The 16,777-nt window shown below is 61.5% G+C and carries 12 protein-coding genes; 5 read left to right on the plus strand and 7 right to left on the minus strand.

Annotation, left to right across the window (positions count from 1 at the left end; translation table 11 throughout):
- Positions 1-77: 77 nt before the first annotated feature.
- Positions 78-1,505 (plus strand): mechanosensitive ion channel family protein, encoded by a 1,428-nt coding sequence (locus tag FGD77_RS16015; protein ID WP_255011165.1) that lies wholly within the window; start codon positions 78-80, stop codon positions 1,503-1,505.
- A 24-nt stretch (positions 1,506-1,529) separates the two neighbouring features.
- Here the strand turns inward: FGD77_RS16015 and FGD77_RS16020 are convergent, their stop codons facing one another.
- Genes FGD77_RS16020 through FGD77_RS16045 form a run of 6 tightly spaced genes read right to left on the minus strand, consistent with a single transcriptional unit; the run spans position 1,530 to position 11,834 of the window.
- On the minus strand, positions 1,530-2,327 hold the full coding sequence (locus FGD77_RS16020) for a peptidylprolyl isomerase (RefSeq protein WP_255011167.1): 798 nt from the start codon (positions 2,325-2,327) through the stop codon (positions 1,530-1,532).
- A 3-nt stretch (positions 2,328-2,330) separates the two neighbouring features.
- The gene (narI, locus tag FGD77_RS16025) at positions 2,331-3,089 is read right to left on the minus strand and encodes a respiratory nitrate reductase subunit gamma (protein WP_255011169.1); all 759 of its coding nucleotides are present in this window, start codon (positions 3,087-3,089) and stop codon (positions 2,331-2,333) included.
- 11 nt (positions 3,090-3,100) lie between these two features.
- Positions 3,101-3,826: a nitrate reductase molybdenum cofactor assembly chaperone gene (narJ, locus tag FGD77_RS16030; protein WP_255011171.1), complete on the minus strand. Its 726-nt coding sequence runs from the start codon at positions 3,824-3,826 to the stop codon at positions 3,101-3,103.
- Positions 3,826-5,349: a nitrate reductase subunit beta gene (gene narH / locus FGD77_RS16035; RefSeq protein WP_255011172.1), complete on the minus strand. Its 1,524-nt coding sequence runs from the start codon at positions 5,347-5,349 to the stop codon at positions 3,826-3,828. Before narH ends, narJ begins: the two co-directional genes overlap by 1 nt.
- A complete protein-coding gene (locus FGD77_RS16040; protein ID WP_255011174.1) occupies positions 5,346-9,083 on the minus strand; it encodes a nitrate reductase subunit alpha in 3,738 nt (1,245 codons plus the stop codon). The genes narH and FGD77_RS16040 overlap by 4 nt, the downstream gene beginning before the upstream one ends.
- A 15-nt stretch (positions 9,084-9,098) precedes the next feature.
- Positions 9,099-11,834: an MFS transporter gene (locus tag FGD77_RS16045; protein ID WP_303626378.1), complete on the minus strand. Its 2,736-nt coding sequence runs from the start codon at positions 11,832-11,834 to the stop codon at positions 9,099-9,101.
- A gap of 252 nt (positions 11,835-12,086) precedes the next feature.
- Between FGD77_RS16045 and FGD77_RS16050 the strand changes: the two genes are divergently transcribed.
- A complete protein-coding gene (locus tag FGD77_RS16050; protein ID WP_255011180.1) occupies positions 12,087-12,785 on the plus strand; it encodes a cyclic nucleotide-binding domain-containing protein in 699 nt (232 codons plus the stop codon).
- A gap of 94 nt (positions 12,786-12,879) precedes the next feature.
- Positions 12,880-13,572, plus strand: coding sequence for an MOSC domain-containing protein (locus FGD77_RS16055; protein WP_255011181.1), 693 nt, complete (start codon positions 12,880-12,882; stop codon positions 13,570-13,572).
- Here the strand turns inward: FGD77_RS16055 and FGD77_RS16060 are convergent.
- The gene (locus FGD77_RS16060; protein WP_255011182.1) at positions 13,569-13,796 is read right to left on the minus strand and encodes a hexameric tyrosine-coordinated heme protein; all 228 of its coding nucleotides are present in this window, start codon (positions 13,794-13,796) and stop codon (positions 13,569-13,571) included. The two genes, FGD77_RS16055 and FGD77_RS16060, sit on opposite strands and share 4 nt — an antisense overlap.
- Positions 13,797-14,103: 307 nt before the next feature.
- Between FGD77_RS16060 and FGD77_RS16065 the strand changes: the two genes are divergently transcribed.
- Positions 14,104-14,565 carry a hypothetical protein gene (locus FGD77_RS16065; RefSeq protein ID WP_255011183.1) on the plus strand — a complete coding sequence of 154 codons (462 nt, stop codon included), beginning with the start codon at positions 14,104-14,106 and terminating at the stop codon, positions 14,563-14,565.
- Positions 14,562-16,766, plus strand: coding sequence for a NosR/NirI family protein (locus FGD77_RS16070; RefSeq protein WP_255011184.1), 2,205 nt, complete (start codon positions 14,562-14,564; stop codon positions 16,764-16,766). Before FGD77_RS16065 ends, FGD77_RS16070 begins: the two co-directional genes overlap by 4 nt.
- Positions 16,767-16,777: the final 11 nt, after the last annotated feature.

A 16,777-nucleotide genomic window follows, 5' to 3' on the forward strand; every position in this document is an offset into this window, starting at 1 on the left:
AACCCGCATATCGCAACTAAACTAAGGTGGGCGGCGCAGCGGATATGGGCCGCGATCGGGTCATGACGGGGAAACGCATGAGGCGCATCTACACCTACCGCAATCGCGGCGGTCTGCGACATTTCGGATATGCCGCGATGCTGTGCGCGCTGGCGGTCCTGTCGGTCGGCGCGCCTGTGACGGCTCAGACGTATCCGGCCGCGCAGGATCCGGCAGCCAGCGCCTCGCAAAAAGAGATTGCTGTCGCCCCCGATGTGCGCGATTCCGAGATCGCAGACCGGTTGCAGCGTATTCTGACCGCCAGTCAGTGGTTCAAGTCCCTTGCCGTTTCGGTAAGCGAGGGCATCGTTTTCCTCGACGGCGATGCCGAAACGGACGAGCACAAGGAATGGGCGCGTCAGCTGGCGCTCAGGACCGAAGGTGTCGTCGCCGTCGTCGACCGGATCGAGGTCAAACCGCAGATCAGCTGGGATCTGACCCCGACCTGGCGCGAAGTCGAACGGCTGGCCGAGCGCGCACAGTGGTTCGCACCTCTCACCGTTGTGTCGCTGTTCATCCTTTTGTTCACATGGATCATTTCGCGCGGTGTGACGGCGCTGGCGCGTCACTGGTTGCGGCGGCGCATTCCGTCGACCCTGTTGCTGCAATTCGTGGCACGCGCGCTGTCGATCCCAGTGATCCTGATCGGTATCTACCTTGTGCTTCAGGTCGCTGGCCTCACCCGGCTGGCCGTCACCGTTCTGGGCGGCACGGGCCTGATCGGTATCATTCTGGGCCTTGCCTTTCGCGAGATTGCGGAAAACTCGCTGGCCAGTATCCTGCTCAGTATGCGCAACCCGTTTCGCGTGGGCGATCAGATACGCGTGGCCGACCATCAGGGAATCGTCCAGAATCTGAACATGCGCACGACCGTCCTGCTGACGCTGGACGGGAACCACGTGCAGATACCCAACGCCGTCGTTTTCAAGAGTATTATCGAGAATTTCTCGACCAATCCCAACCGGCGATCAGAATTCGTTGTCGGCATCGGGTACGACGATTCCGTGCTGGAAGCGCAGAGCGTCATCATCGCCGCGCTGCACCAGCACCCCGCCGTCCTGAACGATCCTGAACCGAACGCACTGGTCGATCAACTGGGTGCCTCGACCGTCAATATCCGGGTGCAGTTCTGGTTCGACGGCAAGGCGTATTCAGTGTTCAAGATTCGCTCGGCGCTGATGCGGCAGGTCAAGCAGGCACTTCAGAACGCTGGCATTTCGATGCCCGACGAGTCGCGGGAAATCATCTTTCCCGACGGTGTTCTGGTGCGTCATGCGCCCGCGTCCGAGGATGGGCGCCAGACCACGCCGCCGCCCCCCGACCTGCGGTCGGAAGATGCGGCAATGGTCACATCCGGCGAGGGCGATCTGACCTCTGAGCGCGACGAACTGGAACGTCAGGCAGATGCCGCGGACATGACCGGCGCCGGTGAAAACCTGCTGGCGCCGGAAAAGAAGGCAGACTGACGCCCTACCGGCCAGTCTGCCGTGTCAGATGGTACGAATGTCAGGGCCGGATATCTGCGCGGCAGATATCAACCCGTCAACGAAACTTCGCGCGGCTTTGGTCCAGGCCGCCTTCTCCATCGCTTCGGCCAGCTTGGGGCGGACGGTGTCGAAGGGCAGGACTTGGCCCTCGGCGCAGGCATCAAGCCGGACAACATGCCAGCCAAAGCGTGTACGCACGGGAGCGGGCGTCATTTCGCCCTCGCCCAGAAGGCGCAATGCCGCCTCGAATTCGGGCACCGTGTCCCCCGGCCCCAATTGTCCCAGCGCGCCGCCGTTGGCCTTGGACCCGCAATCGCTGTCGCTTGCGGCAAGATCCGCGAAACGGCGCAAGCCCTTGTGCGCCGCGTCAGCCAGTATGTCCGCCCGCGCCTTAGCACCGATGGCACCTTCGTTTTCGCCCGGATCGCAGGCGCACAGGATATGCGAGACCTCCCAGAGCGGGGGTGCGCGATACCGGTCCGGCGCCTTGACCCATTCGGCGCGCACGGCCTCCTCCGGCGGGGTCGACACGTCGATGGCGGTCTCTAGCAGGGCGCGGATTTGCGCCTCGTCTTCGGTTTCGCTGCGCCCGGCGCCGACCTCTTCGGGCACCGCCGCAACCCCGCGCCGCTGCGCCTCCTCCAGCAACAGCTGGCGTACGGTCAGGGCGCGGGCGGCCATGCGCCAGGCAAGGCCCGGCTTGCCCTTCGGGGCGTGGTGGTTCTGGGCTTCGGCGGCGATGGCCGCCGAAGGGATGGTGATGCCGTTGACGATCATATCCGGGAAAAGGGCAACTGACATGGTTTACTCCGCAGGTTTGGCGGCGGCGCGGCGTGCGGACACGGACGCCTTGGGCGCGACCAGTGCCGTTCGGTGCGGCAAGGGGGTCTGGCGGCGCGAACGGACGACCTGATATCCGGGCCGCCAGAGGTATCGCACAGGGGCCGAGATCATGTGGACAAGGCGGCTGAAGGGAAACAGCACAAAGATCGTCAGGCCCAGCAGGATATGCAGTTGAAACAGCACCGGCGCCCCCTCGACATAGGACGCAGCGCGGCCATCAAGGGTAAAGATCGCCTGCGCCCACAGCATGAATTTCACCATCTCGCCGCCGTCGATATGTTGCAGCGAAACGATAATGGTCAGCAGCCCAAGGCACAGTTGCAGCAGCAAAAGGCCAAGGATCGCGATGTCCATGGTGCTGGATGTGGCGCGGATACGCGGATCGGTCAGGCGCCGGTGGATCAGGATGATCCCGCCGACAAGCGCGGCAATTCCCGCCACGCCGCCGACGACAACGGCGAGGATCTGTTTCGCCTGATGGCTGATGCCCAGCCCCTCGACCAGCCAGAGTGGCGTCAGCAGGCCAAAAAGGTGGCCGAAAAAGATCGTCAGAACTCCGACGTGGAACAGGACCGATCCCAGGATCAGCTGCTTGCGGCGCAAAAACTGGCTGGACGATGATTTCCATGTGAACGGATCGCGCTCGTAGCGGGCAATTGTGCCGATCAGCAGAACGGACAGGGCGATGTAGGGGTAGATCCCGAAAATGAAATTGTGCATCTGAGCCTCCTTTATTCCGCCGCGTGCCGGGGTTTCGGCGCGGGTGTCTTGGGGGTTTCCATATTGGACAGCATGTCGCGGACCTGCGGGCAGCCGGCATTGGGGTCGGGGCCAAAAGTGACCTGAGCCTCGTCCCAGACCGCGTCGAGCGCGGCCAGATCGGTGGGGTCGTCGTCCTCCTGCCCCAGCAATGCGCTCACGGCCTCGGCGTCCGGCTGGGCGCGTGACAGTTGCCCCAAGGCGTCAAAGACCGGCGCATAGACACTCTCGCGGCGGCTCAGCCTTTCGGACAGCGCCGCAAAGATATGCGCCGCGTCTGCCAGCGTGTCTGCCGCCTCGGCGGCGGGGCGTGTCGCCAGAAACTCCAGCAATACCGGCAGGTGATCCGGCAGCTCGGACGTGGCCGGATCAAACCCGCCATCGCGGTAGGTTTCCACCAGCGACACCATAGCACCGCCCCTGTCGCGGCTTTCGCCGTGGACATGCTCGAACAGGTTCAGCGACAAGGTGCGCGAGCGGTCGAACAGCATCACGAACCGTTCTTGCAGCTCGTAAATATCGCCGCCGCCAAGGGCCGTCACCAAGGGCCGCAAGGCCCGCCGCACCGCAGCCGTCAGCCGCGTATCGGAGGCAAGCACGCCTCCGATTTCGGGCATGGCCGATTGAAGGGCCTCGGTCGGGTAGCTGAGGACCAGCGAAATCGCCTTGAGCGTACGGTCGTTCAGGACAAGTGTCATCACATCGCCTCCGTCGGCATTATGAGCGGGCGCTTCTTGCCACCGAACAGCGATCCCTTGCTGATCCCCGGCGAGCATCCGTTCGTGTCGGTAAATCCACATTCGCCGCGCAGATCGTAGGCTTCTTCGACCTGCTCGCGGTGCGTCGTCGGGATGACAAAACGATCCTCGTAATCGGCCAGGGCCATGATCTTGTACATGTCCTCGATCACGCGCCCGGTCAGGCCGACACGGGTGGCGATGCCTTCGTCGATGACGCCGTCCACGGTTTTCGCGCGCATATAAGCGCGCATCGCCAGCATCCGCTCCAGCGCGGTCACGACCGGCGCCTCTTCGCCCGCTGTCAGCATGTTGGCCAGATACTTGACCGGGATCCGAAGCGAGCGGACGTCCGGCATGTCGCCGTCCACCCCGATCTTGCCCGCTGCGGCGGCGTTCTGAATGGGACTGAGCGGCGGGATATACCAGACCATCGGCAGGGTCCGGTATTCGGGGTGCAGCGGAAATGCGACCTTCCACTCCATCGCCATTTTCCAGATCGGGCTTTCCTGTGCGGCCTTGATCCAATCCTCGGGGATGCCGTCGGCGCGCGCCGTTTCGATCACCGCCGGATCGCGCGGATCCAGGAAGACGCCCAGCTGTGCATCATACAGATCCGTCTCATCGGGCGCGTTCGCGGCCTCGGCGATCTTGTCGGCGTCATAGAGCATTACGCCGATATAGCGGATCCGCCCGACGCAGGTTTCCGAACAGACCGTCGGGTTACCGGATTCGATGCGGGGATAGCACAGCGTGCATTTCTCGGACTTGCCCGAGGACCAGTTGTAATAAACCTTCTTGTAAGGGCAGCCCGACACGCACATCCGCCAGCCCCGACATTTTTCCTGATCGATCAGGACGATGCCGTCCTCTTCGCGCTTGTAGATCGCGCCCGATGGGCAGGACGCCGCGCAGGTCGGGTTCAGGCAGTGTTCGCACAGCCGAGGCAGATACATCATGAAGGTGTTTTCGTACTCGCCGTAGATCTCCTTCTGGATGCCTTCAAAGTTGTAATCCGCCGACCGCTTGGAGAATTCGCCGCCCAGGATTTCCTCCCAGTTCGGGCCTTTTTCGATCTTTTCCATTCGCTCGCCGGTAATGATGGAGCGCGGCCGCGCGGTGGGAAAGGCCTGCATTTCAGGGGCCGATTTCAGGTGGTCATAGTCAAAGGTGAACGGCTCGTAATAATCGTCGATCTCTGGCAGGTCCGGGTTGCCGAAGATATTCGACAGGATCCGCCATTTGCTGCCCTGCTTTGGCTGAAGCTTGCCGGATTTCGTCCGCGCCCAGCCGCCATTCCATTTCTTCTGGTTTTCCCAGTCGGTCGGATAGCCTGTGCCCGGCTTGGTTTCGACGTTGTTGAACCACGCGTATTCGACACCCTCGCGGCTGGTCCAGACGTTCTTGCAGGTGACGGAACAGGTGTGGCACCCGATACATTTGTCGAGGTTCAGAACCATCCCGATTTGTGCGCGAATTCTCATTCTGCGGCCTCCTTGTTGTCGGCGGGTTGATCGAGCCAGTCGACCTTGCGCATCTTTCTGACGATCACGAATTCATCGCGGTTCGATCCGACGGTGCCGTAATAGTTGAAGCCGTAGGACAGATGCGCGTAGCCGCCGATCATGTGGGTCGGTTTCAGCGTCGCGCGCGTTACCGAATTGTGGATGCCGCCCCGGTTGCCGGTGCGCTCCGATCCCGGTGTATTCACGATCTTTTCCTGCGCGTGATACATGAACAGCGTGCCCTCCTTCATGCGCTGGCTGACCACTACGCGCGCGGTCAGCGCGCCGTTGGTGTTGTAGACCTCGACCCAGTCGTTATCGACGAGACCCGCCTTTTTCGCATCCACTTCGGACATCCAGACCACCGGACCGCCGCGGTTCAGCGTCAGCATCAGCAGGTTGTCGCTATAGGTTGAATGGATGCCCCATTTCTGGTGGGGCGTGATGAAGTTGAGAACGACATGAGGCTGGTTGTCGCGGGCGTCATGGTTGACGTCCTTGGTGATCGTCTTCAGATCTACCGGCGGGCGATACTGGCAGAACCCTTCGCCAAAGGCGCGCATCCACAGATGGTCCTGATAGAGCTGCTGACGCCCGGTCAGCGTGCGCCACGGGATCAGTTCGTGCACGTTGGTATAGCCCGCGTTGTAGCACACCGTCTCGGACTCGATCCCCGACCAAGTGGGGGACGAGATGATCTTGCGGGGTTGGGCCGCGATATCGCGGAAGCGGATCTTTTCGTCTTCCTTGCTATGGGCCAGATGGGCGTGTTCGCGGCCGGTGGCGACGCTCAGCGCGTCCCATGCCTTGACCGCGACCTCGCCGTTGGTTTCGGGCGCCAGCATCAGGATGACTTCGGTTGCGTCGATATCGGTTTCGATCTTCGGGCAGCCCTTGGCCGGACCGTCCAGCCATTCGCCGTTCAGATCGCGCAGGTGCTGGACCTCGTGCTTGGTGTTCCAGCCGATGCCCTTGCCGCCATTGCCCAGCTTGTCCAAGAGCGGCCCCAGCGCGACGAACCGGTCATAAAGCGCGGTATAATCGCGCTCGACCGCCACATAGGCGGGCGCCGTCTTGCCGGGAATCAGATCGCATTCGCCCTTTTTCCAGTCCTTGACGTCTGGCTGGGCAAGCTCCCCGGCGGTGTCGTGCAGGATCGGCACGGCAACGATGTCCGTCTCCTTGCCCAGCACCTCGGGCGCGACCTCCTGAAACTTTTTGGCGATTGCCTTGAATATCTCCCAGTCGGATTTGCTTTCATAGGCGGGGTCGACGGCGGCCTGAAGCGGGTGGATGAAGGGGTGCATGTCCGAGGTGTTCAGGTCGTTCTTTTCGTACCAACTGGCCGTTGGCAGAACGATATCGGAATAGACGCATGTCGTGCTCATCCGGAAATCGATGGTCACCAGCAGGTCCAGTTTCCCCTGCGGCGCCTTGTCGTGCCATGCGGCCTCCTTGGGCTTGGTGCGCCCCTCCTCACCCAGATCGTGACCCAGCACGCCGTGCTGCGTGCCCAGAAGATGCTTGAGGAAGTATTCGTGCCCCTTGCCGCTGGATCCCAGAAGGTTCGAGCGCCAGACAAACATGTTGCGCGGCCAGTTTTCAGGGGCGTCAGGATCTTCGCAGGACATCTGGATCGTCCCATCCTTCAGCCCGGCCGTCACGTAATCCTTCGGCTCGACCCCTGCCGCCTTGGCGGCCTTGGCCACCTCCAGCGGATTCTGCTTCAACTGCGGCGCCGAGGGCAGCCAACCCATGCGTTCGGCCCGGATGTTGTAGTCGATCAGCGAGATGTCCCAATCGCCTGCGGGGGCCGTGGGCGACAGGATCTCTTCCGCTGTCAGCGTCTCGTAGCGCCACTGATCGGTATGGGCGTAAAAGGCGCTGGTACCGTTCATCTGCCGCGGCGGGCGGTTCCAGTCCAGCGCAAAGGCCAACGGCAGCCAGCCGGTCTGCGGGCGCAGTTTTTCCTGCCCGACATAATGGCTCCAGCCGCCGCCGGACTGGCCGACACAGCCGCACATCACCAGCATGTTGATGATGCCGCGATAGTTCATGTCCATGTGATACCAGTGGTTCAAACCGGCCCCCAGAATGACCATGGACTTGCCTTGGGTCTTTTCGGCGTTGCGGGCAAATTCGCGCGCGACGGTGATGATCTTATCTGCGGCGACGCCGGTGATCTTTTCGGCCCAGGCGGGGGTGTAGGGTTTGTCCTCGGTAAAATCCTTGGACACCCAGTCGCCGCCAAGTCCCCGGTCAAGACCGTAATTGGCGCAGAACAGATCGAACACGGTCGCAACCATCGCGTCGCCATCACCCAGCGCGATGCGCTTGATGGGCACATTGCGCGTCAGCACGTCGGGATGCTCGCATTTGACGAAGTCCTGCGTCGCCGCACCGCCGAAATACGGGAAATCTACGCCGACGACGTCGTCATGGTCCGACTCGAGGATCAGCGATAGCTTCAGCCGTGTCTCGGCGGCGCCTGCACGCTCCTCCAAGTTCCACGATCCCTTTTCGCCCCAGCGAAATCCGATCGTCCCGTTCGGCGCGACAACCGATTTTGACACCTCGTCAAAGGCCACCGTCTTCCAGTCGGGGTTATTCGACTCGCCCAGCTTGTCAGAGAACTCGTCCGCCCGCACGAACCGGCCCGGGATCAGCTTGCCGTCTTTTTCTTCCAGCCGCACCAGCATCGGCATGTCCGAATACTTGCGCGCGTAATCCTCAAAATACTCGGCCTGCCGGTCGAGGTGGAATTCACGCAAGATCACATGGCCCATCGCCATCGCCAACGCGGAATCCGTGCCCTGCTTGGGCGCCAGCCAGATGTCCCCGAATTTTGCCGCTTCGGAATAGTCGGGGCAGATCACCGCCGATTTTGTCCCCCGATAACGGGCCTCGGTGTAAAAATGCGCATCCGGTGTGCGCGTCTGCGGCACGTTCGACCCCCATAGCAGCAGGAAACCGGCGTTGTACCAGTCAGCCGATTCCGGCACATCGGTCTGCTCGCCCCAGGTCTGGGGGCTGGCCGGCGGCAGGTCGCAGTACCAGTCGTAAAATGACAGGCAGGTGCCGCCCAGCAGGCTCAGATACCGCGATCCGGCTGCGTAGCTGACCATCGACATCGCCGGGATCGGCGAAAATCCGAACACCCGGTCCGGGCCGTATGTCCTGGCTGTGTAGGCGTTGGCGGTCGCGATGATCTCGGTCGCCTCATCCCATGTGGCGCGCACGAACCCGCCCTTGCCGCGGGTCTGAACGTAGGACGCCCGCAGGACCGGATCGTTTTGCAATTTGGTCCAGGCCTCGATTGGCGTCATGGTCTTGCGCATCTCACGCCAGACCTTCATCAACCTGCCCCGGATCAGCGGGTTCTTCACCCGGTTGGCCGAATAGAGATACCAACTGTAGGACGCCCCCCGCGCGCAGCCGCGCGGTTCGTGGTTGGGCAGATCGGCCCGCGTGCGCGGATAATCGGTCTGCTGCGTCTCCCATGTGACGATCCCGGATTTGACGTAGATCTTCCACGAACACGACCCGGTGCAGTTCACCCCGTGGGTCGAGCGCACGATCTTGTCATGCCGCCAGCGGTTGCGATACGTCTCCTCCCAGTCGCGGTTTTCGCGCGTGACCTGGCCGTGGCCGTCCGAGAATTTCTCCAACTCTTTGGGCTGGAGGAAGTTCAGTCTGTCGAGCAGATGGCTCATGACATGCGTCCTTTCTTATTGTGCTGGTTGGGTGGCCGCATTTGCGGATCTGCCACGTTCGATGTCGTGCAAAAGGCCGCCTGGCCTTGTGTAGAAGGCCCAGGTGATGACCACGCAGATCGCGTAGAACCCGAGGAACGCCCAGAGCGCCATCACCGGCCCGCCGGTCATCGCAATCGAGGTGCCGTAGGCCTTGGGGATGAAGAACGCCCCATAGGCTGCAATGGCCGAGGTAAAGGCGATGATCGCCGCGCTTTCGCGCCCTGCCTGTTTACGGCCTTCCGCAGCGTTGAGCTGGGGCATCAGGCGCGGGATCTCGCGGCCCATGATCGCGGGGATCATCTGGAACGTCGACGCGTTGCCGATCCCGGTCAGCAGGAACAGCGCCATGAAGCAGGCAAAGAACCCGACAAAGCTGCCCCCGGTCCCGCCGACCGGCAGGAACGCGATCACACCGAACACGGCGGCAATCATGCCCAGAAACGTCCAGAACGTGACCCGCCCGCCGCCGAAACGGTCGCTGATCCAGCCCGTACCGGCACGGCTGAGCGCACCGACCAGCGGCCCCAGAAACACGTATTGCAGCGCGTTGATTTCAGGAAACATCAGCCGGGTCAGCAACGGAAAGCCTGCCGAATACCCGATGAAACTGCCGAATGTGCCAGTGTAGAGGACGCACATCAGCCAGTTATGCTTGCGGGTGAAAATGATAGCCTGATCGCGGAAACTGGCCTTGGCATCGGCAATATCGTTCATCCCCAGCCAGGCAGCGACTGTTGCAATGATAATGAACGGTACCCAGACAAAACCGGCATTCTGCATCCACAGCTGACCACCGTCCGACATCGTCTGCGGCTGACCGCCAAGCGCGCCGAACACGCCCGCCGTGATGACGATCGGCACCAGGAACTGCATGACCGACACGCCCAGATTGCCCAGCCCCGCGTTCAGGGCCAGCGCGTTGCCCTTTTCAGCTTTGGGATAGAAGAACGCGATATTGGCCATCGACGAGGCAAAGTTGCCGCCCCCGAGGCCGCACAAGAGCGCCAGTACGAGAAAGATCAGATAGGGTGTGCCCGGGTCCTGCACAGCGTATCCAATGCCGATGGCAGGAAACAGCAGCGAAGCGGTCGACAGCGTGGTCCAAAGGCGCCCGCCGAAGATCGGCACCATGAAGCTGTAGAAGATCCTCAGCGTGGCGCCGGACAGGCCCGGCAGCGCCGCCAGCCAGAACAACTGGCCCGAGCTGAAGCCGAACCCGATCGCCGGCAGGCGTGCAACCACGACCGACCATACCATCCAGATCGAAAATGCCAGCAGCAGCGCGGGGATCGAAATCCACAGGTTGCGCCGCGCGATCGCCCTGCCCTTGTCGGCCCAGAATGCCGCATCTTCGGGTTTCCACTCTGTCAGGGTGCGCGGCACGACCGTGCGACCGGGGACGTGGATCGGCGCCATTTCGGGCAATTCCGGCAACGTATCCAGCGCCTGACCATGCGCGGCGCGTTCCATGGTGCGGATCGACATGTGCATCCACACCAGCGATACGGCGACAATGCCCAGCAGCAGCGCGAAGCAACTTGTATAAATGCCCGTCAGATCCAGAAGCGCGCCGAAGATGATCGGCAGAATGAACCCGCCAAGGCCCCCGATCATGCCCACCAATCCGCCCACCGCGCCGACATGCCGCGGATAGTAGACCGGGATATGCTTGAACACCGCCGCCTTGCCGAGGCTCATGAAGAAGCCCAGCACGAACAGGATCATCACAAAGGGCCACACATCCAACTGCGTTGAAAACGCGATAGGTCCGTTCTTGCCCTGGATCACATAGTCGGTCGGCGGATAGGACAGCATCAGCAGCAGCACCATGCTGAAGCCAAAGCACCAGTACATCACCGTCCGCGCACCGACGCGGTCCGACAATTGCCCGCCATAGGCCCGAAACACCGAGGCCGACAGCGAAAACGCCGCCGCCGACATGCCGGCCACGCGGATATCAAGCCCGTACACATCCACCAGATAGTGCGGCATCCACAGTGCCAGCGCGACGAAGGCCCCGAAGACAAAGAAGTAATACAGCGAAAAGCGCCAGACTTGCAGATTGGCCAGCGGCGCGAACTGTTCGGCCAAGCTGGGCGCGCGGGCCCCGCTCTTGCGGCGCGCGACCAGTGCCGGATCGTCCTTGGCGAACACGAAGAACGCAATCGCCAACGCCGCCAGCGCCCCCGCCCAGACATGGGCGACACCGTGCCAGCCATAGGCCACCATCACAAAGGGCGCGACAAATTTGGTGACCGCCGCGCCGACGTTGCCGGCCCCGAATATCCCCAGCGCGGTCCCCTGGCGCCCTGCATCGTACCAGCGCGACACATAGGCGACCCCGATGATAAACGAGCCCCCCGCCAGACCGATCCCCAAGGCCGCGACCAGATACATCGTATAGGTCGTCGCAAAGGTCAGCATCCAGGTGGCCGCCGCCGTCAGCAGCATCTGCGCCGTAAATACCAGACGTCCGCCGTATTTCTCGGTCCAGACACCCAGAAACAGCCGCGTGACCGATCCGGTCAGGATAGGCGTGGCGACCAGCAGTCCAAACTGGAATTCGGTCAGCCCAAGCTCTGCCTTGATGGCGACGCCGATGATAGAAAAGATCGTCCAAACCGCAAAACATGCGGTAAAGGCGATGGTGCTGAGCGCAAGCGCCCGGTTCTGATCAGAGCTGCGGACGCCCTCGATACTGTCCATCATTGAGCCTCTTTTAAAATGCGTGTCGTTTGATGCCAGGATTGGCTTGGGTGAAAACTGGAACTCAGATCCACCGGGGTGCTTGATCTGGATCAAATCCACAGGTCCAACCGTGTGAAACAAGTAACTGGGGGGAAAATGCATGGCGCCGCGCCGGTGGATTTCCGCCCTCCAACTACCAGAACAATCCGGTCGCCTTGACAGAGGCCATTCCGGAACTTGACAAATATCAAGCAATCATCAGGATTAGGTCCGTTGAAAGAATCCGACATACCCGACATCCGGTCCCTGCCCCTGCTCTGCGGCATGGCGGATGAGAATTTCGATTTGTTGACGCGCGCGGCCTATATCCAGAACTTTCCGCCGCAGATCGAATTGATCAGCGAAGGCGAGCCAAGCGATTTTCTGCATATCGTTGTGGACGGCACCGTGGAATTATTTGCCAAGTGGAACGACCGTGAAACGACGATGGCAACGGTCAGATCGCCGGGCACCTTCATTGTGGCGGCATCGATCATGCAGTCGCCTTACCTGATGTCGGCGCGCACGCTCGAAAAATCCCGCCTTGTCCTGCTGCCTTCCGAGGATGTCAGAACCCTTTTCACAATCGACAAGGGGTTTGCGCAAGCCGTCGTTACCGAGCTGTCACGCTGCTACCGGACGCTGGTCAAGAACACCAAAAACCTCAAACTGAGAACAGCGATCGAACGGCTTGCCAATTACCTGATCCGCAAGCAGGCCAATACAGGCAGTGCGCAATCCTTCATGCTTGATATCGAAAAACGGCTTCTGGCCTCATATTTGGGTATGACGCCTGAGAACCTGTCGCGCGCAATCAAGGCCTTGCAGCCTTATGGCGTGTCGTTTGATGGTGCACAGGTGAAGATCTCGGATGCCAAAGCCCTGCTGGGTCTGGCCAAACCATCGCCGCTGATCGACAATGCCGCCCTCTGAGGGCGCTCTAGGGGTGCTATATTCCAAATCCCAAGCCTTCCGCAACGAGCGCAGTACAGTGCCGCGTTGCAGGCGGGCCGCAATGGAGATGCAGATGGAACAGGCCGTTTCTGCCAAGGTGGCCTTGCTACAGATCGGGACGCCCCGCCCCTTTGGGCCGAACGGTGTGCCCAGCAGCATGGGTCGTGCGCAAACGGCCGACCGCGTCGCCGTCCGCGCCTTGGGGTTCGAGGGCGACCGGGTCGGAGATCCGGTGTTTCACGGCGGCCCGGACAAGGCGGTTCACGCCTATCCGCGGGCGCATTACGTCGATTGGCGCCGCGATCTGCCGAAAACTGCGGCGTTGCTGGTCGATGGATCCTTTGGCGAGAACCTGACACTGAACCACCTGACCGAACGTGACATCTGCATCGGGGACGTCTTTGCCTGCGGCCCGGTACGGTTGCAGGTCACTCAGGCGCGCCAGCCATGCTGGAAGCTGAACATCCGGTTCGATCGCCGGGACATGTCGCGTCTGGTGCAGGACACGGGCCGCACCGGGTGGTATTTTCGCGTGCTGGAACCGGGCGATATCGGCGCAGGAGACACGCTGAAACTGGTCCAGCGACCAAATCCTGACTGGCCGCTGGATCGCGTCTGGCGTCTGCTGTATCGCGAGGCGCCAGACGCTGTGACATTGCAGGCATTCGCCGCGCTTGAGGGCCTTTCAGCTTCGTGGCAAAGGCTGGCCGCGCGGCGTCTGGAAACCCTCAATGTCGAAGACTGGTCCCCGCGTCTGGATGGCTAGCCCTTCCAGTATCCGTTGGCGGCCGCGACCGTGGCGAAATGTGTGGCGACAACCGCGCTGACAGCAATCAGGGAATCGGCATTTTCGGCATAATCGGGCCGCAACCGGCCACGCACATCCGCATCGCCTTGGGTCTTCTTTATCGTCATGCGGGCCAGCTTTATCGCAAGGTCATAGCCCTCGGTCGGGGTTTCTGTGATCAGACTGGGAAGCCAGTTTTCCATTGTGGGTCTCTCCTGTTGTGGCAAAAGGATTAGCCTGCCCGCCACCCGGGCACGATACGCGATATCCGCAATCGGTGATGAAGATCAGGCGCACCAATGTTCAAAATGATAATAAGCATTTGCAATGCCCATTATGCGGTACCCATTGCTTGATGCAAGGTTTGAATCCTGCATACCCACCCTGCCTTGTGGTCCGCCAGCCATAATAGTAAGCCTCCCCACTCGACGCAGCCAACCGTGCAGAAACCCCCCGCCGTTATTGATTTAACGCAAAGACCTGCGCCCGAATATCTTGTTAGCAGGTGAAATGAAGACCGCTTACGCCCGTATTCCACGCATGCTGCTTGTCCTGTGCCTTATCTGGTACGGCCCATTTGCCATGGCTGGAACAGGCTATGCCAACGGCATGTTGACAATGGAGATTTGCGCCAACGGCGCGGTCGAAACAGTGCGTATCGACACCGGCGGCACCTCCGAAGAGCCGACAGATGACTGCTGCGTCTGCGTCGGCTGCTGCCACATTGCAGGCGACGAGCCGCGGGAACCGCGTGTGATGCGCGTCCTGCACACTCATGAAATGCCGCTCAACTTTACCCTTAGCGGGACATCCCTCACCCGGATATCCATTATTCGCCCGTTGCCGCGTGCGCCCCCGCTGGCGCACATCGCGATAATGACCACCCAAGATGTGATCGAGCCTGATCATTCCGACACCGGTCAAGTCATGCACTGCAACGGGCGACCTCTTTCAAAGGACGCCGACGCATGACGACCCTCCGCTCCCTCCTGAAAACTTTAGCCCTGTTCAGCCTGATGTCCCTTTTCGGGCTACCGGCGGCGGCGCAATCTGTCCTGTCCCAGCTCATCGATGATGTCGAGGTGGGGCAATTGGTGGAGGGCGCCGATGCGTTCGGGGCAATTCATCCGGACATACCTGCGGTGCAGGTCCTCAAGGGCGGGCAGCAGATCGGCTGGGCGTTCGTCACGTCCGATTTCGTCTCGACCACGGGGTATTCAGGCAAACCCATCCACACCATGGTCGCCGTCGATGAGGCCGCGCAGGTCATCGGTGTCGAGCTTGTCAAACACTCCGAACCGATCGTTCTGATCGGTATCCCGGATTCCAAGGTCAAGACGCTGGTTGCCGGATATCGCGGCCTCGATCTGGTGGCCGAGGCGGAATCCGGCGGCTCGTCGCACGAGTTGGACATCATTTCAGGCGCGACCGTGACGATCATGGTGATCGACGATTCGATCATTCGCGCCGGTCTGAAGGTCGCCCGCCAACTGGGCCTTGGCGGGCTGGCGGTCGAGGAAAAGGGCACCGGACCGCAGTTTGAGATCAACCCGGACGCGACCGCCGCCACCGACTGGATGACGCTGGAGGGCGACGGCACCCTACGCCGCTTGTCACTGGATGTTGGCCAGGTCAATGCCGCCTTCGCCGCGATGGACGACCCCCGAGCCGCCAAACGGGCGCTGACCGAAGCGCCCGAGACCACGTTTATCGAAATGCAGACGGCGCTGGTATCCGTTCCTGCCATCGCACAGGCGCTACTGGGCGATGCGGTCGCCGCCAATCTGGACGAGTGGCTGGACGAGGGCGATAACGCGGTCGCCATTTTTGGCCGGGGGCTCTATTCCTTCAAGGGGTCGGGCTATGTGCGGGGCGGCATCTTTGACCGGATCGTACTGATCCAGAACGATATTTCGGTCCGCTTCCGCGACCGGATGCACAAGCGGATCAACACCATCGCCGCAAATGGCGCGCCCGTTTTCAATGAATCGGACATATTCAAGATCCCCGCAGAGAGCGGGTTCGATCCGTCCCAGCCGTTCCGCATCCAGTTGCTGGTGCACCGCGATGTGGCAGCGATCGAGAAGGTCTTTACCACGTTCGATCTGGGCTATCAGCTGCCCGAAAATTACCTGCGCCCGGTTGCGCCGCCGCCCCCTGCCGATGTGCCCGCCGGTGTTGCGGAAGTCACCTCGCAAACGGAGAAGGACGCGCATCAGGCGCTGTGGAAACGGATCTGGGCCAGCAAGACGGTCGAGATCACCGTGCTGGGCGTTATGCTGACCATCCTGACCGGCGTGTTCTTCTTCCAGTCCTTCGCGACCATAAACGAGCGTGGGTTTTTCTGGTTCCGCATCGCGTTCCTGACCGTCACGCTGGTCTATCTGGGCTGGTATGCCAACGCCCAGCTGTCGGTGGTCAACCTGATGGCGCTGTTCGGCTCGCTCGTGTCCGGCTTTAGCTGGCAGGCCTTCCTGCTGGACCCGATGACGTTCATCCTGTGGTTTGCGGTGGCGGCGGCGCTGCTGTTCTGGGGGCGCGGTGCCTATTGCGGATGGCTGTGCCCGTTCGGCGCCTTGCAGGAGCTGCTGAACCGCGTGGCCAAGGCGCTGCACATCCCCCAATGGACGCTGCCATGGGGCCTGCACGAACGGCTGTGGCCACTGAAATACATGATCTTCCTCGGCCTTTTCGGCGTGTCCCTGACCAGCATCGAGCAGGCCGAGCGTCTGGCCGAGGTCGAGCCGTTCAAGACAGCGATCATCCTGAATTTCGTGCGCGCGTGGCCCTTTGTCGCCTATGCTGTGGCGCTGCTGGTCGCGGGCCTGTTTGTCGAGCGGTTCTTCTGCCGGTATCTCTGCCCGCTGGGCGCGGCGCTGGCCATTCCGGCAAGGCTGCGCATGTTCGACTGGCTCAAGCGGTATCACGAATGCGGTAATCCGTGCCAGACATGCGCACATCAATGCCCGGTGCAGGCGATCCATCCGACCGGGGAAATCAACCCCAACGAATGTATCAACTGCATGCATTGCCAGGTGCTGTACCAGTCCAAGACCACCTGCCCCGTCGTCATCAAGAAGATGAAGCGCCGCACCACAACCGGCGCCGTGCCAAACCTTGGCCGCGATATTTCGGGGCACCCGAACCAACCCAAAACCCAAACTGCAACATGAAAGGACTTATG

The sequence above is a fragment of the Roseovarius sp. M141 genome (assembly GCF_024355225.1).
GTDB lineage: Bacteria > Pseudomonadota > Alphaproteobacteria > Rhodobacterales > Rhodobacteraceae > Roseovarius.